The organism is Streptomyces sp. 8N706 (assembly GCF_052245415.1).
Classification (GTDB): Bacteria; Actinomycetota; Actinomycetes; order Streptomycetales; family Streptomycetaceae; genus Streptomyces.
Genome location: NZ_JBQQBW010000119.1, coordinates 1 through 19,350, shown reverse-complemented (window position 1 = coordinate 19,350; position 19,350 = coordinate 1). Strand labels below are relative to the sequence as shown.

General features: G+C 70.5%; 15 protein-coding genes and 1 tRNA gene. 10 read left to right on the top strand and 6 right to left on the bottom strand.

What is annotated here, in order from left to right:
• Positions 1-139 precede the first annotated feature (139 nt).
• The 6 genes from eno to ACTWQE_RS29165 all read left to right on the top strand — a co-directional run bounded on the left by eno (position 140) and on the right by ACTWQE_RS29165 (position 6,855).
• Entirely contained in the window at positions 140-1,423 is a 1,284-nt protein-coding gene (gene eno, locus ACTWQE_RS29190; RefSeq protein WP_443332073.1) for a phosphopyruvate hydratase, read from the top strand.
• A gap of 153 nt (positions 1,424-1,576) precedes the next feature.
• A complete protein-coding gene (locus ACTWQE_RS29185) occupies positions 1,577-2,050 on the top strand; it encodes an FtsB family cell division protein (RefSeq protein ID WP_443332070.1) in 474 nt (157 codons plus the stop codon).
• A gap of 36 nt (positions 2,051-2,086) precedes the next feature.
• Entirely contained in the window at positions 2,087-2,644 is a 558-nt protein-coding gene (locus ACTWQE_RS29180) for a DUF501 domain-containing protein (RefSeq protein ID WP_443332069.1), read from the top strand.
• On the top strand, positions 2,641-3,597 hold the full coding sequence (locus ACTWQE_RS29175) for a Ppx/GppA phosphatase family protein (protein WP_443332068.1): 957 nt from the start codon (positions 2,641-2,643) through the stop codon (positions 3,595-3,597). The genes ACTWQE_RS29180 and ACTWQE_RS29175 overlap by 4 nt, the downstream gene beginning before the upstream one ends.
• A gap of 342 nt (positions 3,598-3,939) precedes the next feature.
• On the top strand, positions 3,940-5,337 hold the full coding sequence (locus ACTWQE_RS29170) for an NAD(P)/FAD-dependent oxidoreductase (RefSeq protein WP_443332067.1): 1,398 nt from the start codon (positions 3,940-3,942) through the stop codon (positions 5,335-5,337).
• 207 nt (positions 5,338-5,544) lie between these two features.
• Positions 5,545-6,855, top strand: a complete 1,311-nt coding sequence (locus ACTWQE_RS29165; protein ID WP_443332066.1) for a class I SAM-dependent methyltransferase — start codon at positions 5,545-5,547, stop codon at positions 6,853-6,855.
• Between the two features lie 76 nt (positions 6,856-6,931).
• Here the strand turns inward: ACTWQE_RS29165 and ACTWQE_RS29160 are convergent, their stop codons facing one another.
• On the bottom strand, positions 6,932-9,472 hold the full coding sequence (locus tag ACTWQE_RS29160) for an ABC transporter permease (protein WP_443332065.1): 2,541 nt from the start codon (positions 9,470-9,472) through the stop codon (positions 6,932-6,934).
• 232 nt (positions 9,473-9,704) lie between these two features.
• Positions 9,705-10,532, bottom strand: a complete 828-nt coding sequence (locus ACTWQE_RS29155; protein ID WP_443332072.1) for an ABC transporter ATP-binding protein — start codon at positions 10,530-10,532, stop codon at positions 9,705-9,707.
• A gap of 332 nt (positions 10,533-10,864) precedes the next feature.
• Between ACTWQE_RS29155 and ACTWQE_RS29150 the strand changes: the two genes are divergently transcribed.
• Together ACTWQE_RS29150 and ACTWQE_RS29145 are read left to right on the top strand one after the other, a co-directional pair.
• A tRNA-Leu gene (locus ACTWQE_RS29150) sits at positions 10,865-10,946 on the top strand.
• Positions 10,947-11,856: 910 nt separating this feature from the next.
• On the top strand, positions 11,857-12,771 hold the full coding sequence (locus ACTWQE_RS29145) for a Bax inhibitor-1/YccA family protein (RefSeq protein WP_443332064.1): 915 nt from the start codon (positions 11,857-11,859) through the stop codon (positions 12,769-12,771).
• Between the two features lie 115 nt (positions 12,772-12,886).
• Here the strand turns inward: ACTWQE_RS29145 and ACTWQE_RS29140 are convergent, their stop codons facing one another.
• Positions 12,887-13,117: a DUF4287 domain-containing protein gene (locus ACTWQE_RS29140; RefSeq protein ID WP_443332063.1), complete on the bottom strand. Its 231-nt coding sequence runs from the start codon at positions 13,115-13,117 to the stop codon at positions 12,887-12,889.
• 121 nt (positions 13,118-13,238) lie between these two features.
• Between ACTWQE_RS29140 and ACTWQE_RS29135 the strand changes: the two genes are divergently transcribed.
• A complete protein-coding gene (locus tag ACTWQE_RS29135; protein WP_443332062.1) occupies positions 13,239-13,586 on the top strand; it encodes a hypothetical protein in 348 nt (115 codons plus the stop codon).
• Between the two features lie 41 nt (positions 13,587-13,627).
• On the opposite strand, the gene ACTWQE_RS29130 is transcribed toward ACTWQE_RS29135, so the two are convergent.
• The 3 genes from ACTWQE_RS29130 to ACTWQE_RS29120 all read right to left on the bottom strand — a co-directional run bounded on the left by ACTWQE_RS29130 (position 13,628) and on the right by ACTWQE_RS29120 (position 17,604).
• Positions 13,628-14,494, bottom strand: coding sequence for a hypothetical protein (locus tag ACTWQE_RS29130; protein WP_443332071.1), 867 nt, complete (start codon positions 14,492-14,494; stop codon positions 13,628-13,630).
• Between the two features lie 310 nt (positions 14,495-14,804).
• Positions 14,805-16,025: an acetyl-CoA C-acetyltransferase gene (locus ACTWQE_RS29125; protein ID WP_443332061.1), complete on the bottom strand. Its 1,221-nt coding sequence runs from the start codon at positions 16,023-16,025 to the stop codon at positions 14,805-14,807.
• Positions 16,026-16,566: 541 nt separating this feature from the next.
• Positions 16,567-17,604, bottom strand: a complete 1,038-nt coding sequence (locus ACTWQE_RS29120; RefSeq protein ID WP_443332060.1) for an SGNH/GDSL hydrolase family protein — start codon at positions 17,602-17,604, stop codon at positions 16,567-16,569.
• A 172-nt stretch (positions 17,605-17,776) separates the two neighbouring features.
• On the opposite strand from ACTWQE_RS29120, the gene ACTWQE_RS29115 reads away from it, so the two are divergent.
• Positions 17,777-19,162 (top strand): cystathionine beta-synthase, encoded by a 1,386-nt coding sequence (locus ACTWQE_RS29115; protein ID WP_443332059.1) that lies wholly within the window; start codon positions 17,777-17,779, stop codon positions 19,160-19,162.
• Positions 19,163-19,350: the final 188 nt, after the last annotated feature.

Below are 19,350 nucleotides of genomic sequence, written 5' to 3'. Positions count from 1 at the left end.
CCTGCTTTGCTGGCCTTTGGGGGCCTTTTCGTCTCGGCGGGCGAGCAGGAGGCCGGCCGAGGGCGCCGGTGCGGTTAGGCTCATGCCGCAGCGCCAACGAGACACTGCGTATATGCGTCATACCCAGAAGGAGATGCTCGTGCCGTCCATCGACGTCGTCGTAGCCCGGGAAATCCTCGACTCGCGAGGCAACCCCACGGTCGAGGTCGAGGTCGGCCTCGACGACGGCAGCACCGGCCGTGCTGCGGTTCCCTCCGGTGCCTCCACCGGTGCGTTCGAGGCCCTCGAGCTCCGCGACGGTGACAAGGGCCGCTACGGCGGCAAGGGTGTCGAGAAGGCCGTCCTCGCCGTGATCGAGCAGATCGGCCCGGAGCTCGTCGGCTACGACGCCACCGAGCAGCGGCTGATCGACCAGGCGATGTTCGACCTGGACGCCACGCCGGACAAGTCCTCGCTCGGCGCCAACGCCATCCTCGGCGTCTCGCTCGCCGTCGCGCACGCCGCCTCCGAGGCGTCCGACCTGCCACTCTTCCGCTACCTCGGCGGCCCGAACGCCCACCTGCTGCCGGTCCCGATGATGAACATCCTCAACGGCGGCTCGCACGCCGACTCCAACGTGGACATCCAGGAGTTCATGATCGCCCCGATCGGCGCGGAGTCCTTCTCCGAGGCCCTGCGCTGGGGTGCCGAGGTCTACCACACCCTGAAGTCCGTGCTGAAGGAGCGGGGCCTGTCCACCGGCCTCGGCGACGAGGGCGGCTTCGCCCCGAACCTGGACTCCAACCGCGAGGCGCTCGACCTCATCGTCGAGGCCATCAAGAAGGCCGGCTACACCCCCGGCCAGGACATCGCGCTCGCGCTCGACGTCGCCGCCACCGAGTTCCACAAGGACGGCGTGTACGCGTTCGAGGGCAAGTCCCTCTCCGCCTCCGAGATGACTGCCTACTACGCCGAGCTGGTCGAGGCGTACCCGCTGGTCTCCATCGAGGACCCGCTGAACGAGGAGGACTGGGACGGCTGGAAGACCATCACCGAGCAGCTCGGTGACAAGGTCCAGCTGGTCGGCGACGACCTGTTCGTCACCAACCCCGAGCGCCTGGCCCGCGGTATCGAGAACGACACCGCGAACGCCCTGCTGGTGAAGGTCAACCAGATCGGTTCCCTGACCGAGACCCTCGACGCGGTCGAGCTGGCCCAGCGCAACGGCTACAAGTGCATGATGTCCCACCGCTCCGGCGAGACCGAGGACGTCACCATCGCCGACCTGGCCGTAGCCACCAACTGCGGTCAGATCAAGACCGGCGCCCCGGCCCGCTCCGAGCGCGTCGCCAAGTACAACCAGCTGCTGCGCATCGAGGAGATCCTCGACGACGCCGCGGTCTACGCGGGCCGCTCCGCCTTCCCGCGGTTCCGCTCCCAGTAGAACGAGCCGGTCCGGCGGGCCGGCGAGTCCGCCGCGCCCGGCATCCGTACGTCCCCGCGCCCGGTCCCGTACCGTGGCCGGGGACGTACGTACGTACGTGAACGTTGACCGGAACGTCACCGGAAGCGATACGGAAGCGACAGGGGAGGCGACGTGGCCGGAGAGCGGGAGCGTTTCTCCACCGCGACCAGGCTCAAAGCCCTCGGCGAGCAGGCCGCCCGGGTCTACCGGGCCAGTTCGCGTGCCAGGCCCCAGCGCCGCAGCCGGCTCACGGGCCGTGCGGCGCTGCTCGCGCTCGTGGTCTGTTCACTCGTCGTCGCCCTCGCCTACCCCATGCGGCAGTTCGTCTCACAGCGCTCGGAGATCGCCGAGCAGCAGCGCCGGGCCGAACGGGCGCGCGAGGAGGTCGAGAGGCTGCGCGACGAGAAGGCCCGCTGGCAGGACCCGGCGTACGTAGAGCGGCAGGCCCGTGAGCATCTGCACTACGTACGCCCCGGGGAGACCGGCTACACCGTGGTCCACGGCACCGGAGGCGACGCCACCCGCCGGCACGACGAGAGCGCGGCCGAGCGCCCCTGGTACACCACCCTCTGGGACGGTGTCGACCGCGCCGACGCACGACGCTGAGCCCGATCCGAACCGACCGAAGAGATCTGCGCAGGCATGGAAACGCCCCCTCCCACGACCGAACCCACCCCGCCCTCCGACGCCGACATCGCGGCGATCGGCGAGCAGCTCGGCCGCGTCCCCCGCGGACTGCGGGCCATCGCGCACCGCTGCCCGTGCGGGCTGCCCGACGTGGTGGAGACCGCGCCGCGGCTGGAGGACGGCACGCCCTTCCCGACGCTGTACTACCTGACCTGCCCGCGCGCCGCCTCCGCGATCGGGACCCTGGAGGCCGACGGCGTCATGAGGGAGATGACGGCCCGGCTCGCCGAGGACCCGGAGCTGGCCGCCGCGTACCGGGCCGCGCACGAGGACTACATCCGGCGCCGTGACGAGATCGAGGTGCTCCAGGGCTTCCCCAGCGCGGGCGGGATGCCCGACCGGGTGAAGTGCCTGCATGTGCTGGTCGCCCACTCCTTGGCCGCGGGGCCCGGGGTGAACCCGCTCGGCGACGAGGCCATCGCGATGCTGCCGCCGTGGTGGAACAAGGGCCCGTGTGTCAGCGCTCCGCCGGCCGTGGAATCGTCCGGGGCTCCGGGGGAGGAGAAGCGATGACGAGGGTCGCCGCCATCGACTGCGGTACGAACTCCATCCGGCTCCTCGTCGCGGACGCCGATCCGGAGACCGGGGACCTCAAGGAGCTCGACCGCCGGATGAGGATCGTCCGGCTCGGCCAGGACGTGGACCGTACGGGGCGGCTGGCGCCCGAGGCTCTGGAGCGGACGTTCGCCGCATGCCGTGAGTACGCCGGGGTGATCCGCGAGTTCGGCGCCCGGCATCTTCGCTTCGTCGCCACATCCGCCTCCCGGGACGCGGAGAACCGGGAGGACTTCGTCCGCGGCGTGGTCGGGATCCTGGGGGTGGAACCCGAGGTGATCACCGGCGACCAGGAGGCCGAGTTCTCCTTCACCGGGGCCACCAAGGAGCTGACCGCACGGGAGAACGGCGGCAAGCCCTCCTTCGAGAAGCCGTATCTGGTGGTGGACATCGGCGGGGGCTCGACCGAGTTCGTCGTCGGGGACGACGAGGTACGCGCCGCGCGCTCCGTCGACATCGGCTGTGTGCGGATGACGGAGCGCCACCTCGTCCAGGACGGGCAGGTCGGCGATCCTCCGACGCTGGGTCAGATCACCGCGATAAAGGCCGATATCGCCGCCGCCCTGGACCTCGTCGAGGAGACGGTGCCGCTGCACGAGGCCCGTACGCTCGTCGGGCTGGCCGGCTCCGTCACCACGGTCGCGGCCATCGCGCTGGGCCTGGAGAAGTACGACCCGGCCGCCATCCACCACGCGCGGATCCCCCTGGAGCAGGTCCGGGAGATCACCGGCACCCTGCTGACCTCGACGCACGCGGAGCGCGCCGCGATCCCTGTGATGCACCCGGGCCGGGTGGACGTGATCGCGGCCGGGGCGCTCGTACTGCTCTCGATCATGGAGCGGACCGGGGCCCCGGACGTGGTGGTGAGCGAGCACGACATCCTCGACGGCATCGCCTGGAGCGTGGCCTGAGGGGGCCGCCCGAGAAACTTCGTGAAACTCTTCACATGAAAAAGTGGCCCAAGGGACGCCCTTGTGGCTCGTAAACCATGGATAAGTGGCCTGCCCGCCCCCGTCCCACGGGGTCGTGGGCCCTCCCGGCTGTGTTACGCCGGTGTGGCCGGTGTCGGTCGTCCACGGGTGGTGAGCGGAACAAGGCCAGTTCAGGGCGGTGCTCAACCACGTTCCTTACATGCTGGTTCCCGTCGGCGCTATGGCCTCGGTCACTGCGGCGGCGGAGTGTAGCAGAGGGGTCGGAGGAGCTTGTGAAGGGGCTCACGAGCACCCCCCTGGGGGGTGCTGGATACTCGAATCATGAGCACCACGGAGCGTCCCAGGATCCTCGTTGTAGGCGGTGGGTACGTAGGCCTGTACGCGGCGCGCCGCATCCTCAAGAAGATGCGGCACGGCGAGGCGACCGTCACGGTCGTCGACCCGCGCTCGTACATGACGTACCAGCCCTTCCTCCCCGAAGCTGCCGCCGGCAGCATCTCCCCGCGACACGTCGTTGTCCCCCTGCGACGCGTGCTCCCGAAGGCGGAGGTCCTCACCGGCAGGGTCTCCATCATCGACCAGGACCGCAAGGTCGCCACCATCACACCGCTCGTCGGCGAGGCCTACGAGCTGCCGTTCGACTATCTGGTGGTGGCTCTCGGCGCTGTCTCCCGCACCTTCCCGATCCCCGGCCTCGCCGAGCAGGGCATCGGTATGAAGGGTGTGGAGGAGGCCATCGGTCTGCGCAACCACGTCCTCGAGCAGCTCGACAAGGCCGACTCGACAACCGATGAGAACGTCCGCCGCAAGGCCCTGACGTTCGTCTTCGTCGGCGGTGGCTTCGCCGGCGCGGAGACCATCGGCGAGGTCGAGGACATGGCCCGCGACGCCGCGAAGTACTACCCGAACGTCAAGCGCGAGGACATGCGCTTCGTGCTGGTCGACGCCGCGGACAAGATCCTCCCGGAGGTCGGTCCCGAGCTCGGCAAGTGGGGCCTGGAGCATCTGCAGAAGCGTGGTGTCGAGGTCTACCTCAACACCTCGATGGAGTCCTGCGTCGACGGCCATGTGCTGCTCAAGAACGGCCTCGAGGTCGACTCCAGCACCATCGTGTGGACCGCGGGCGTCAAGCCCAACCCGGCGCTGGCCCGCTTCGGTCTGCCGCTCGGCCCGCGCGGCCATGTGGACACCGAAGCGACCCTGCAGGTCAAGGGCACGGACTACATATGGTCCGCGGGCGACAACGCCCAGGTCCCGGACCTCGCCGCCCGCGCCGCCGGTGTCGAGAACGCCTGGTGCCCGCCGAACGCCCAGCACGCGCTGCGCCAGGCCAGGGTCCTCGGCGACAATGTGATCGCCGGGATGCGCGGCTTCCCGCAGAAGGACTACCAGCACGCCAACAAGGGCGCCGTCGCGGGCCTCGGCCTGCACAAGGGCGTCGCCATGGTCGTGATGGGCAAGGCCAAGATCAAGATCAAGGGCCGGCTCGCCTGGTACTTCCACCGGACCTACCACGGCATGGCGGTGCCGACCTGGAACCGTAAGATCCGGGTCTTCGCCGACTGGACCCTGGCGATGTTCCTCAAGCGCGAGGTCGTCTCCCTCGGCGCCATGGAGAACCCCCGCGAGGAGTTCTACGAGGCCGCCCGCCCGGTCTCGGCCGCGTCGGCCAAGCGCGCCACCCCGAGCGACACGTCGGAGAAGGCCAAGGCCTCCTGACGCAGGTCGCACACATCAGAACCCCGAAAGGGCGCCCGCCATCCGTGGTGCGGGCGCCCTTTCCGGGTTTTGGGGAGGCTTTTCGGCGTATGCATACATGGTGGTTTTTTACCGTTCTCTTACGCGGCAACTGAACTGTGACGCGAGTCCGTTGGCGTTGACGTAACCGATGGACCCCGTCGATCCGCCGTCATGGAGGTGTACGACATGGCCGAAGCCGCGCCCAGGCTCAGCGCTCTTGCCGAGGAAATGCTCGGATTCCCCCTCCCGGTCCGTATCCGTGCCTGGGACGGCAGTGAGGCGGGCCCCCCGGATGCCCCCACCCTCGTCGTACGCCATCGCCGCGCCCTGCGCCGTATGCTGTGGCGGCCGGGCGAACTGGGCCTGGTCCGCGCCTGGGTCAGCGGTGAGATCGAGTTCGACGGAGATCTCTACGAGGCGCTCGACCGGCTGGCGGGCATCCTCTGGGAGCGCGACACCGGCACCGGCGGCGGCCAGTCCGCCCTCAGCCGTATCGCCGCTCTCCGCGACCCCGGACTGCGCGCCGCGGCACGGGAGTTCCTCGCCCTCGCGGGGCCCGGCCTCCCGCCGCCCCCGCCCCGCGAGGAGGTGCGCCGCCGCAGCGGTGTGCTGCACAGCCCGCGCCGCGACAAGGCCGCCATCAGCCACCACTACGACGTCGGCAACGACTTCTACGAGCTGGTGCTCGGCCCGTCCATGGTCTACTCCTGCGCCTACTGGGACGAGGGTGCCGGCCTCGAGGACGCCCAGCTGGCCAAGCTCGATCTGATCTGCCGCAAGCTCGCGCTGAAGCCGGACGACCGGCTGCTGGACGTCGGCTGCGGCTGGGGCTCGATGGTGCTGCACGCGGCGCGCGAGTACGGCGTCCGCGCCGTCGGCGTCACCCTCTCCACCGAACAGGCCGCCTACGCCCGCAAGCGGATCGCCGACGCCGGCCTCACCGACCGGGTCGAGATCCGCGTCCAGGACTACCGCCATGTGGCCGACGGGCCGTACGACGCGATCTCCTCGATCGGGATGGCCGAACACGTCGGGGCGGCCCGCTACCGGGAGTACGCCGACGCCCTGTACGCGCTGCTGAAGCCCGGTGGACGGCTGCTGAACCACCAGATCGCCCGCCGCCCCGTCCGGGACGAGGAGGCCTACCACGTCGACGAGTTCATCGACGCGTACGTCTTCCCGGACGGCGAGCTGGCACCGGCGGGCCGTACGGTCTCCCTCCTGGAGGATGCGGGGTTCGAGGTCCGCGACCTGGAGTCGATCCGTGAGCACTACGCCCTGACCCTGCGCCGGTGGGTCGCCAACCTCGAGGAGGGCTGGGCCGACGCCGTCCGTCTCACCTCGCCCGGCCGGGCCCGTGTCTGGCAGCTCTACATGGCCGCCTCGGCACTCTCCTTCGAACGCAACCGCATCGGCGTCAACCAGGTCCTCGCGGTCCGGACGGACGGCTCCGGCGGTTCGGGCCTGCCGCTGCGCAGCCGCGACTGGCGGGGCTGACCGGGGGACACATGACGAGGCCCGGCCCGCGGTGCCGACCGCGGGCCGGGCCCTCGTACCGGGGGCGGGCCGCACGCTATTCGGCCTTGATCGCCTCCAGGGCGTTGAGCCTGGCGGCCCGGCGGGCCGGCCAGAGCGCGGCGAGGACTCCGACCAAGGCTGCCATCACCAGGAAGACCGCGATCCGGTCGAACGGGATCCGCATCGAGTACGTCGACACGTTGGCCGCGATGGACCGGCCCGCCGCCCAGGCCAGGAAGATCCCCAGCCCGATGCCGAGCACCGCGCCGAACAGCGAGATCACGACCGACTCCAGCCGGACCATCCGCTTGACCTTCGCCCGGTCCAGACCGATGGCCCGCAACATACCGATCTCGTGCTTCCGTTCGAACACCGACATGGCCAGGGTGTTGACGACACCGAGCACCGCGATGAGCACTGCCATGGCGAGCAGCCCGTACAACATGTTGAGCAGCAGATTGATCTGATCGCCGATCTTGTCGCTGATGGCCTGCTTGTCCTGGATCTGGATCGCGGGGTTCTCCCCCAGGGCCTCGACGATGCTCTGCTCGGCCTTGTCCGAGGCGCCGTTCTCCACCTTCACCAGCACCTGTTGGTCCGCGACCTTCTCGAGGTGCGGGTCGACCACGGCGGTGGAGACGAACACACCGTTGATCATTTCGTTGCTCTCGTAGACACCGGCGACCGTCAGCCGGTCCTTCCCGCCGTCGTCGAACGTCACCGGGAGCGGGTCCCCGGCCTGAAGGTTCTGCTTCTCGGCCGTCGTGGTGTCGACCAGCGCGCCCTTGCCTTTCAGGGCATCGAACGAGCCGCTGCTGAAGTCCAGTCGGAGGAGCCGGCCGACGGTCCGGGGGTCGACACCCGTGATGCGGTCGAAGCCGTCGCCGACCTCGCCGTACGCCTCGCGCATCGGGCTGGTCGTCTCGACCTCGGGCAGCGCGTCCAGCTTCTTGCGCACATCCGGGGAGAGCGGCGTGAAGTTGGCCATGCTGACCGAGTAGTCGGACTTCAGCGAGTCCACGGCCATCTTGTTGATGGCGTTCTGCATCGAGATGGCCAGCACGGTCATCGCGGTGACGAGGGTGAGGCCGATCATCAGCGCGGCGGCGGTGGAGGCGGTACGGCGCGGGTTGCGCAGCGCGTTCTGCCGGGCCAGCTTGCCCGCGACGCCGAACCGGTTCAGCAGCGGGGCCGCGGCCGCGATGACCGGGCGGGACAGCAGCGGCGTGAGCACGATGACACCGACGAGCATCACCGCGGCGCCACCCGCCATGTACGCGTTGCCGTCCTCGTTCATCGAGGCCCCCAGGAACACCAGGGCGGCGCCCAGGGCGGTGATGACCGAGCCGATCGTGTTGCGGACCACCAGGCTGCGGGTGGTGGGCGTGGCGTGGACGCTGTTCATCGCCGCGACCGGCGGCACCTTGGCGGCGCGCCGGCCCGGCAGCCAGGCGGCGAGCATGGTGACGAGCAGTCCGACGGCCAGCGCGACCAGCGCGGTGCCCGGGGCGATGACGAGCGGGCCGTCGGGCAGCGAGGCCCCGGTCGAGTTCAGCAGCGAGCGCAGGCCCACCGCGACCCCGATGCCCAGCAGAAAGCCGGACACGGCCGCGACCACACCGACGATGAACGCCTCGATGAGCACGGAGCGGGTCACCTGGCGGCGGGAGGCACCCACGGCGCGGATGAGGGCGAGTTCCCTGATGCGCTGGGAGACCAGCATGGTGAAGGTGTTGGCGATGATGAAGATGCCGACGAAGAGGGCGATGCCCGCGAAGTAGAGGAGCACCTGGCTCATCGCCTCGGTCTGCCCGGCGATGAGGTCGTCCTGCTCGTCCGCCAGGACCTGGCCGGTGACGGCCTCCGTGTCCTTCGGCAGGACCTTCTCGACGGCGCCCTTCAACGCCGCCTCGGAGGTGCCGGGGTCGGCCTTGACGGTGATCTCGTCGTACTCGGGCGTCTCGACGAGCACCTTGCGCGCGGTCGCGTTGTCGAAGAGGACGAGGCTGCCGCCGGCCACGACATTGCCGTCGTCGGTGTCGAAGATGCCGGTGATCTTCTGCCGCATCACCGGACCGTCGGTCGACACCCGTGCGGTGTCACCGGCCCGGTAACCCGCCCGCCCGGCGGTCCTGCTGTCCAGGGCGATCTCGTCGGCGGCCTTCGGGGCCCGTCCCTCGGTGAAGGTGTAGCGGTCGTCCTTGCCGTCGGCGCCCGGGTAGTAGTTGCCGCCGAGGGTGCTCCAGCCCTCGCCGACCAGCTTGCCGTCCTTGTCGGCGAGGGCCGTGAAGCCGGAGAGGACCCCGGTGGCGGACTGGGCGCCGGGTACGCCTTCGACCTTCTTCAACAGGGCGTCGGTGAGCGTGGGTTCGGGCTGATCGCGGCCGGTGCCGTCCGGGCCGGAGGGGCTGTGGGAACGGATGGCCACGGAGACGTGGTCGAAGCTCTTGGCCGACTTGTTCTTGAAGGCGTTGCCGACGGTGTCGGTGAAGACCAGGGTGCCGGAGACGAAGGCGACGCCGAGCATGACGGCGAGCACGGTCATCAACAGCCGGGCCTTGTGGGCGAGCACATTGCGTAGGGCGGTTCGGAACATTCTCGATTCCTGAGGGAGAAGCCCCCGCCCCTGACAGAGCAGGCCGGAGGCAGGGGGCGGAGGGACCGGCATCGGGCACGGCGGGCCTGCCGCGGTGCACGGGGCGCAACGGCGCCGCGGGGTACGCGCGACGGCGTGCCCCGGGTACGGGCGGAAGGGGCCGGTCTCGGGCACGGCCTGCCGCGGAGTACGGGCGGGCCGGCGCGGAGAGACGGCGGCGGACCGCCGTCTCTCAGCTGGTGCGGCCCTTGGCGTCGAAGCCGCGCATACGGTCCAGGACGGCGTCCGCGCTCGGTCCGTACAACTCGTCGACGATCCGGCCGTCGGCGAGGAAGACGACCCGGTCGGCATAGGCGGCGGCGACCGGGTCATGGGTCACCATGACCACGGTCTGGCCCAGTTCGCGTACGGAGTTGCGGAGGAAGCCCAGTATCTCCGCGCCGGACCGGGAGTCCAGGTTTCCGGTCGGCTCGTCCGCGAAGATGATCTCGGGTTGGCCGGCCAGTGCGCGAGCCACGGCCACCCGTTGCTGCTGGCCGCCCGAGAGCTCCGTCGGACGGTGCTTCAGCCGCCCCGACAGCCCCACCGTCTGAACGACCTGGTTCAGCCACGCCTTGTCGGGCTTACGGCCCGCAATGTCCATCGGCAGCGTGATGTTCTCCAACGCGTTCAGCGTCGGGAGCAGGTTGAAGGCCTGGAAGATGAAGCCGATCTTGTCGCGGCGCAGTCGGGTGAGCTGCTTGTCCTTCAGCGCCGTGAGTTCGGTCTCACCGATACGGGCGGAGCCCGAGGAGATGGAGTCCAGACCCGCGACGCAGTGCATCAGAGTCGACTTGCCGGAGCCCGAGGGGCCCATGATCGCGGTGAATTCGGCCCGGCGGAACTCGACGGAGACGCCGTCCAGGGCGACCACCTGGGTCTCGCCCTGGCCGTAGACCTTGGTCAGGTCCGTGGCGCGGGCGGCCACCGCGGTGGTGCGGGTGGCGGTCTTTACGCCGGAAGAGGTGGGGGTCACGGAACGGGGCTCCTGTCGGGACGTCGTGCGGAAGGACGTTCCCATCGTGCAGGCCGACGAGTCCGTAACCATCAGCCCCTGCTCCGGTTCCCGGGGCCCTCCCGGGAGTGACCCGGACGGCCGGGGGTCCTCCTTGGGTATGACAGCACCCCTGAGAGGGGCGGTCATTTTCCGTCAATCCCACACCGAAGAGAGGAACCGGGCTCACGGGCCCGGCAGGGTCCCGACCACCGGTAGAAGGCCCTGATGGAGGCTCAGTTGCCAATAAAATCAGACAACCTCCGTCTGTTGCAGGGCTGTTCGGGGGACCGGCCCGGATAGGCTCTGGCTGCGCCCTGGGGTCGACCGTAAGCCGTTCGGACGGTCCGGGAAGCCTTGCCCGGATGGTGGAATGCAGACACGGTGAGCTTAAACCTCACTGGCCTTAGGGCCGTGCCGGTTCAAGTCCGGCTCCGGGCACCTCGCAATCCCCCGGGCGCACCCTTCGTACTCGGGCCGTCGCTGGCGGTGGCCCCGGGCATCTGCCCGCCAGGGTCGCCGACTCCCCCCGCCTCCGCCGTTCGGCCCAGCGGGCATCGAGTGATGGGAGCAGGTGGCGGGGCGGGCGGGAGGTACAGCCCGTACGGGTGAGTGAGGTGCCGAATAACCTCGGCATTTCCGGCCGAAGGGGACGATGTCGCCATGTCGTTCGGCCCGCCGATGCCCGTCGTCGTGAAGTGCCCCACGTGCAGCAGTCCCCTGTGGTGGGACGTGACCTACCCCTACACGCCGTGCTGGTACTGCTCCCACTGCAAGGCCCCGACGGTGCGCGAGGTCGGCGACCCGCGGAGCAGTCTGCGGTGCCCGAAGGGGTGTGCGAGTGCCTTCGTCGACACCTCGGCAGGGCGGGCCGACCGGTTCGTGTGTCATCGGACATAGGGCTCATGCATATGGGGCGCCGAATGGGGCCATGCGCCGCTGCCCGCAGGCCCGGTGGCACCGGCGGACAAGGGGCGTCCGTGCGTACGGCGATGAGGCTGCACCAGCCGGAACGCACTCCGTGAGCCGGCTCCTGACATCACCGACCGGCCCTGGTTGTCCGTCTCCTCCCCCTGGGGGGCGGAGACGGGTGTCCGCCATCGGCGGGATTCGCCATCAGGGGTGGCGGGTACACCACCGGAGGTGCGCCCTGCGGCGTTCCCGCGGGAACGCCGCAGCGGGTGGGCCCGGGTTGACGCGGGGCCGTTTCTCGCGGTGGTCCCGGGAGACCACGGGTTCTCCCCGCGTTCGCCGAGGCTTCCGAAAGATCCTCCCTCGGTACTAGGGTGCATCCTTTGCTTACCCATTACTCTTGAGGCAAGGTCGCGCCCGGCGGCCATGGAGGAGTGAGATGAGGAGCAGCAACCCGGTCTTCTCGCGACGGGGATTCAGCCGCGACACCGGCTTCGCGGGCTTCAACGCGGCGCCACAGGCCGGGGGCCCCGCCGCAGCCCAGCAGGGCAACCCGTACGCCACCGGCAACCCGTACGCGCCACAGGGCGGCAACCCGTACGCACCGCAGGGCGGTAACCCGTACGGCCAGGGCCAGACCCTCACGCCCGAGCAGCTTCAGCAGCCGTACGGCGCCCCGCCGACGGGGGCGCTGCAGACCGGCCGTATGACGATGGACGACGTCGTCATGCGCACCGGCATCACGCTCGGCACCGTCACCGTCGGTGCCGCGCTCGCATGGCTCATGGAGCTGCCCCTGCCGCTCGCCTTCGGCGCCGGTCTGGTGGCGATGGTGCTCGGCCTGGTCCAGGCGTTCAAGCGCAAGGCCTCCCCGCCGCTGATCCTGGCGTACGCGGCCTTCGAGGGTCTCTTCCTGGGCGCGCTGAGCGGTGCGTTCAACGCCCGGTTCGAGGGTGCCCCGATGCAGGCGGTGCTCGGCACGATGGCGGTCTTCGCCGGTGTGCTGATCGCCTACAAGACCCGCCTCATCAGGGTGAACCGGCGGTTCTACCGCTATGTGATGGCAGCCGCCATCGGGTTTGTGCTGCTGACCGCCGTGAACCTGCTGTTCATGGCCTTCGGCGGCGGTGACGGCCTGGGCTTCCGCAGCGGTGGCCTCGGCATCCTCTTCGGTGTCATCGGCGTCGTCCTGGGCGCCTGCTTCCTGGCGCTCGACTTCAAGCAGGTCGAGGACGGCATCGCTTACGGCGCTCCGCGCGAGGAGTCCTGGCTGGCGGCCTTCGGCCTCACCCTGACCCTGGTGTGGATCTACCTCGAGCTGCTGCGTCTGATCTCGATCCTGCGCGGCGACTGACCGTACGTCCGCGGGCCCGCTGGGGCCGTACGGACACCGCGAAGGGCCCGGAGGCGTTCCTGCGCCTCCGGGCCCTTCGGCCTTCTCGCTCGAACGGCGGTGCGCGGGGCCGCTTCTAGAGCAGCTTGCGCGCTGCCCGCCTCAGGTCGTGTTCATGGATGATCGCTTTGGCATGGCCGTAGGCGAGCTGGTGCGCGCCACGCAGCCAGTTCACCTTCTCCTCGAAGCGGAAGAGAGCGGGGCCGTCATCGACGGTGCGCAGCCAGTCGGAGACTTCACGGCCAGTGCACTGGGGGATACGGGAAAGCAGGTTCCGGTGGGTCTCTTCGGAGAAGACTTGGGACATCGGCGCCTCCGGACGCGTCCATTGCCGGTTCACTTTCGTGTACCAGGTTGGTCCTTCACGCCACCGTGCCTGAGCGTTCGCCCATTGGCAACAGGCAGGGGGCGGCGCATAGGCTCGCGGCGTGCTGGATGTGACGCCTTTGGTGGCAGCTGTGGACCGTCTCGCCGACCGGTTGCGGTCGGCCCCGCAGAGCCGCCTGCAGCGGGGTGCGGCCGACGAAGGACTGGCGCTGGCCCGGGAGTTGGCCAGGCGTGCGCAGCGCCTCGAGTCTCCGGAACGTGAGCCGCGGAGCATGCCGGAGGTGGGGATCTTCGCGGTGGCGGACCAGGTGGCGGTGGCGGGTCACGATTTGGCCGAAGCGCTACGGGTGGCGGCCGGATCCAGGGCAGCGGAGCCCGCGCAGGGCGGTGCGGAGCTCGCCGAGGCCGTGGCGCTCGTGGAGGCGGCGGCCAAGCGCTGCGGTCTCTGATTCGTTCGTCAGTGCGAGGTGCTGGCGGGGGCGAGGGCCCGTCAGAGCGAGGCGACGACGCGGTCCGCGAGGACGTAGATGCTCTTCTCGCCGTAGGCGAACGTCAGGGAGTAGGCGCCGGCGATCCCGGAACCGCCGAGCAGTACCGGAGCGTTGCCCGCGCGCAGCGCATCGGCGAGCTGTTCCGCGGTCTCGCGGTCGCCAGGCGTCATGCAGATCGTCGTGCCGTCCGCGAAGACGTACACATCGAGGGTGCCGAGAGGGCCCGGGCGCACATCGGTGAGCGGGGTGGCGGATTCGGCCAGATCGTCGAGCCGGGCCACCGTGCGCTCCTGGTCGGCCACGGCCGGCCCCTGGGCGGCGCCCGGGTCCTGGGAGTTGGCGGGGTGCGAGGGGTGACGGCGGCGGGCGGCGGCCAGCTCCGGCGACTCCGCGGTCTCCGGAACGTCCTCGGCGGCCAGGGCCGGTTCCTCGATGGCAGCCTCCAGGGCGTCCAGCGCGTCGAGGGCGTCGGCGCCCAGCAGCGGCTCCGGACCGGCGAAGTCGGCCTGGCGCGGGAGGTAGAGCGGGGCCTCGTCACCGAAGCCGGTCAGCGGGCCGAGCAGGGAGGACGAGGCGCCCGCGTCACGGGCGTCCTGAGCCGCCCAGAACGCCCGGGCCTCGGCCAGCTCGCGCTCCCGCTCCTCGGCGAGGGCGTCGGCCACAGCGGCCCGTATCTCCTCGGCGGGCACCGCACGGGCAGCGGGTACGGCAGGGGCGGCGGGTACGGCCGCGGAGCCCGTCGAGCCCGAGGCGGTGAGCTCGGAGCGGAGGGCGGTGAGCTGCCTGCGCAGCCCATGAGCAGCGTGGAGGGCCGCTGCGCCCACGGCCGTGGCGGCGGCCGCGGCCAGCAGCAGGGCAAGGGACATGGCGCTCACTGACGTACTCCCGATTCGAATGGATCCCCCGAATTCCTACCTCAGGTTGTCGTGGACCGCCTCTCGGTGTCAGTGCACAACGTCACCAAAGGGGCAGGACCTTATGCCCGGGACTGCTACTCGTACCCGTTCGACCTGCACAAACGAGTCTCCCCCAGGGGATTCATCACATCCTGGGGGAGATTCGGTCACGACTCGGTGGCCATGCGGTTCAGCCCGGCTCGACTCCACTCGGCCCGGTCCGGCTCGGAGCCGGACCGGCCCGCTCGGATCGGACAGGCCCGGGTCGGACCAGCTTTGATCAGCTGAGCCGCTCGATGACCATCGCCATGCCCTGGCCGCCGCCCACGCACATGGTCTCCAGGCCGAACTGCTTGTCGTGGAACTGGAGGCTGTTGATCAGGGTGCCGGTGATCCGGGCGCCGGTCATGCCGAAGGGGTGGCCGACGGCGATCGCGCCACCGTTGACGTTCAGCTTGTCCAGGTCGACGCCCAGGTCGCGGTAGGACGGGATGACCTGAGCGGCGAAGGCCTCGTTGATCTCGACGAGGTCGATGTCGCCGATGGACAGCCCGGCGCGGCCGAGGGCCTGCTTGGACGCCTCGACCGGGCCGAGGCCCATGATCTCGGGGGAGAGGCCGGAGACGCCGGTGGACACGATCCGGGCGAGCGGGGTCAGGCCCAGCTCACGCGCCTTGGTGTCGGACATGATCACCAGGGCCGCGGCGCCGTCGTTCAGCGGGCAGCAGTTGCCGGCGGTGACCAGGCCGTCGGGGCGGAAGACGGGCTTCAGGCCCTGGACGCCCTCCATGGTGACGCCCGCGCGGGGGCCGTCGTCCTTGCTGACGACCGTGCCGTCGGGGGTGGTCACCGGGGTGATCTCGCGCTCCCAGAAGCCGTTCTTGATGGCTTCCTCGGCGAGGTTCTGGGAGCGGACGCCGAACTCGTCCATGTCCTGGCGGGTGACGCCCTTGGAGCGGGCCAGGTTCTCGGCGGTCTGGCCCATCGCGATGTACACGTCCGGGAGGAGGCCGTCCTCCCGCGGGTCGTGCCAGTCGGTGCCCTCCTGCTCGGCGCGGGCGGCGGTCCGGGCCTCCGCGTCGGCGAACAGCGGGTTGTGGGTGTCCGGCAGGGTGTCGGAGTTGCCCCGGACGCCGCTCGAGACGCTCTCGACACCGGCCGAGATGAAGACGTCGCCCTCGCCCGCCTTGATGGCGTGCAGCGCCATCCGGGAGGTCTGGAGGGACGAGGAGCAGTAGCGGGTGATGGTGCAGCCCGGCAGGTGGTCCATGCCCAGCTGTACGGCGACGATCCGGCCCAGGTTGTGGCCCTGCTCGCCGCCGGGCGCGCCACAGCCGAGCATCAGGTCGGCGATGTCACGCGGGTCGAGCTCGGGGACCTTGGCGAGCGCGGCCTTGACGATCTCGGCGGTGAGGTCGTCGGGGCGGACGTCCTTGAGGGAGCCCTTGAAGGCCCGTCCGATCGGCGAGCGGGCGGCTGAGACGATCACGGCTTCGGGCATCACGGCTCCATGGGGACGAGAAGGCTGGACTGTGTGGGAAGTTACCTGCACGTACTGCGGAGGTCACGGTTTCGGGGCTGTGACGCGGACCTCTTTTCTAAGCGCTTGCTCACCACTATGCCATCGCCTCGCCGGCTGTGGCCGCTCCGCGCGGAAGTGCGCCGGCCCGTGGTGCTCCTTGTCCCGGAATGCGGCTTCCGGGGGTCTCGTTGGTTGGCAGGCAGCCAGGGCGTCGAGCCGAACGGTCACGGCCGCGCGGGCGAACCCGGCCCACGCGCCGTCGGGCTCGACGAGGGAGCGGGCGGGCGTACGCCTCGGACCACAGCCGCAGCTGCGGTGATCTCGTCGTCAGCGAGCCACGCCCGGACGTGCTCGACCGCCGATGGCCGCAGCCGGCGGGCGCAGCGACAGGCCGGCCGGGCCGTGTGTGAGCGCGTACCGGTAGGCGGCCCACCCGCCGCCGCTCCGCCCCCCCCGTCGCGGTCGCCGCGGCCCGGGCTGGGCGGTTCCGGGCGGGCCGGGGCGCCCGGCCCGCCCGGGCTCAGGAGGTGTCGCGGACCTTGGGCTCGGACGTGGGTGCCACCTCGCTCGGTGGGAGGCGCCGGCGCCGGCGGTGTTTGAGGAGAACCCAGGGGCCCCGGAGACCCATGGGTGTGGCCGCTGCCACCTCGGTGCCGCCCTCGGAGGCCGCCTGGGCCGCCGCCTCCGCCACCGGCAGGATGCCCTCGCGCCGCGACGCGTCCGGCCGCTCTTCCTCCTCCGGCCACAGCCCCAGCGCCGCACACAGCGTCGGCAACACGGCCATGGCGGCCGTCGCATAGCCCTCTGCCGACGGGTGGTAGTTGTCCGGACCGAACAACTCCCGGGGATTCGCCTCGAACTCCGGCCCCAGGAGGTCGCCCAGCGAGACCGTACGGCCGCCCTGCTCCACCGCTCCGATCGTCTGCGCGGCGGCCAGCTGCCGGCTCATCCGCCGCGCCACCCAGCGCAGCGGCTGGTAGACCGGCTCGATCGTGCCCAGGTCGGGGCAGGTCCCGACCACCGCCTGGCAGTTCTTCTCCCGGAGCCTGCGCACCGCATCGGCGAGCAGCCGCACCGAACGGGCCGGGGGCATGCGATGGGTCACGTCATTCGCGCCGATCATGATCACGCAGACGTCCGGCACCAGGCTGCTGTCCGCGAGCAGCAGCGTGACCTGCCGCTCCAGGTCGTCGGACTGCGCTCCCGGCAGCGCCACGGTCCGCAGGTCCACGGGGCACTCCGCGACCGCCGCCAGCCCGGAGGCGAGCAGTGCGCCGGGGGTCTGCCGGGGCCGGTGCACGCCCTGTCCGGCCGCCGTCGAATCCCCGGCGAGGGCGAGCCGGATCGGCCGGTGCCCCGCCTGTCGGGCGAACGCCACCCCGTACCGCCCGTCCGCATTCGGCGGCGCGTCGCCCGAGCCGCCCACGACACGCCTCGCGAGCTGCACCTCGGTCAGCAGGAGCCCCACCGCGGCCCCGCCCAGCAGCCCGATCCCGCCGCCGCCGTACGCCGCCGCGGCCGCGATCCGTCGTGCCACCCTCGCCCTCGACATCGACATATGCCGACCCCGCCTCCCGCTGTACGACCGTGCCACTAGCTAGTTGCCCCGTGGGGCGTGCCGCGCAACGCCCCCGTACGCCGGGCGGAGGCGGAATAGGCTGGACAGGCACGGGCACGCGCGAGCGGCTGCCCGCCCGACCGCGGAGACCCCGCCTGACTTGGAGAACGTCGTGCAGTTTCACGATTCGATGATTGAGCTCGTCGGCAACACCCCGCTGGTGCGGCTCAACAACGTGACCGAGGGGATCCGGGCAACCGTCCTGGCCAAGGTCGAATACTTCAACCCGGGCGGTTCCGTGAAGGACCGCATCGCCGTCCGCATGATCGAGGCGGCGGAGAAGTCCGGCGCGCTGCGGCCGGGCGGCACCATCGTGGAGCCGACCTCCGGCAACACCGGTGTGGGGCTGGCGATAGTCGCCCAGCAGAAGGGCTACAAGTGCATCTTCGTCTGCCCGGACAAGGTGTCCACCGACAAGATCAATGTGCTGCGGGCGTACGGCGCCGAGGTCGTGGTCTGCCCGACCGCCGTCGACCCCGAGCACCCCGACTCGTACTACAACGTCTCGGACCGCCTCGTCCGTGAGACGCCGGGGGCCTGGAAGCCCGACCAGTACAGCAATCCGAACAACCCGCGCTCGCACTACGAGACGACCGGCCCCGAGCTGTGGGAGCAGACCGACGGCCGGATCACCCACTTCGTGGCGGGCGTCGGCACCGGCGGCACCATCAGCGGCACCGGCCGGTACCTGAAGGAGATCTCCGACGGCCGGGTACGGATCGTGGGCGCGGACCCCGAGGGCTCCGTCTACTCCGGCGGCTCCGGACGCCCGTATCTCATCGAGGGCGTCGGCGAGGACTTCTGGCCCACCGCCTACGACCCGGAGGTGACCGATGAGATCGTCGCGGTCTCCGACAAGGACGCCTTCCAGATGACCCGCCGGCTCGCCAAGGAGGAGGGCCTGCTGGTGGGAGGCTCCTGCGGTATGGCGGTGGTCGCAGCGCTGAAGGTCGCGCGGGAGCTCGGCCCCGACGATGTGGTGGTCGTCCTGCTGCCGGACAGCGGCCGCGGCTACCTCAGCAAGATCTTCAATGATGACTGGATGGCGGACTACGGCTTCCTGGAGGAGGCCGGGACGAGCGCCCGGGTCGCCGATGTCCTCGCGTACAAGGAGGGCGCGCTCCCCTCGCTCGTCCATATGCACCCGGACGAGACGGTGGGCGAGGCCATCGACGTATTGCGCGAGTACGGCGTCTCGCAGATGCCGATCGTGAAGCCGGGCGCCGGCCACCCCGACGTGATGGCCGCGGAGGTCATCGGCTCCGTCGTGGAGCGCGAGCTGCTGGACGCGCTCTTCGGCCAGCGGGCGACGCTCACCGATCCGCTGGAGAAGCACATGAGCGCGCCGCTGCCGCAGGTCGGTTCCGGGGAGCACGTGGCGGACCTCATGGCGGTGCTGGAGGGCGCGGACGCGGCGATCGTGCTGGTCGACGGCAAGCCGACAGGTGTGGTGAGCAGGCAGGATCTGCTCGCGTTCCTGGCGAAGGGCGTCAAATAACCGTCCGGGCACGGGGGTTCGCGTAAGTGGTACGCATGCGTCACGCGCGCGCAGCACGGACTTAACACGGGTCGGGCACATTGGTGGATGTCAGCAAGGACGACACCGACACCCACAGCGGCGCCAAGGACCTCCGGAGCGGCTCCCGGACCTCCTGGTCGCCCGGACGTGGCAGACCGGCCCTGACC

Coding starts and splice junctions, on each gene's coding strand:
- ACTWQE_RS29180 (WP_443332069.1), top strand. CDS start 2,087: ATGGAAACGCCCCCTCCCACGACCGAACCCACCCCGCCCTCCGACGCC.
- ACTWQE_RS29175 (WP_443332068.1), top strand. CDS start 2,641: ATGACGAGGGTCGCCGCCATCGACTGCGGTACGAACTCCATCCGGCTC.
- ACTWQE_RS29170 (WP_443332067.1), top strand. CDS start 3,940: ATGAGCACCACGGAGCGTCCCAGGATCCTCGTTGTAGGCGGTGGGTAC.
- ACTWQE_RS29165 (WP_443332066.1), top strand. CDS start 5,545: ATGGCCGAAGCCGCGCCCAGGCTCAGCGCTCTTGCCGAGGAAATGCTC.
- ACTWQE_RS29160 (WP_443332065.1), bottom strand. CDS start 9,472: ATGTTCCGAACCGCCCTACGCAATGTGCTCGCCCACAAGGCCCGGCTG.
- ACTWQE_RS29155 (WP_443332072.1), bottom strand. CDS start 10,532: ATGGGAACGTCCTTCCGCACGACGTCCCGACAGGAGCCCCGTTCCGTG.
- ACTWQE_RS29145 (WP_443332064.1), top strand. CDS start 11,857: ATGAGGAGCAGCAACCCGGTCTTCTCGCGACGGGGATTCAGCCGCGAC.
- ACTWQE_RS29140 (WP_443332063.1), bottom strand. CDS start 13,117: ATGTCCCAAGTCTTCTCCGAAGAGACCCACCGGAACCTGCTTTCCCGT.
- ACTWQE_RS29130 (WP_443332071.1), bottom strand. CDS start 14,494: ATGTCCCTTGCCCTGCTGCTGGCCGCGGCCGCCGCCACGGCCGTGGGC.
- ACTWQE_RS29125 (WP_443332061.1), bottom strand. CDS start 16,025: ATGCCCGAAGCCGTGATCGTCTCAGCCGCCCGCTCGCCGATCGGACGG.
- ACTWQE_RS29120 (WP_443332060.1), bottom strand. CDS start 17,604: ATGTCGATGTCGAGGGCGAGGGTGGCACGACGGATCGCGGCCGCGGCG.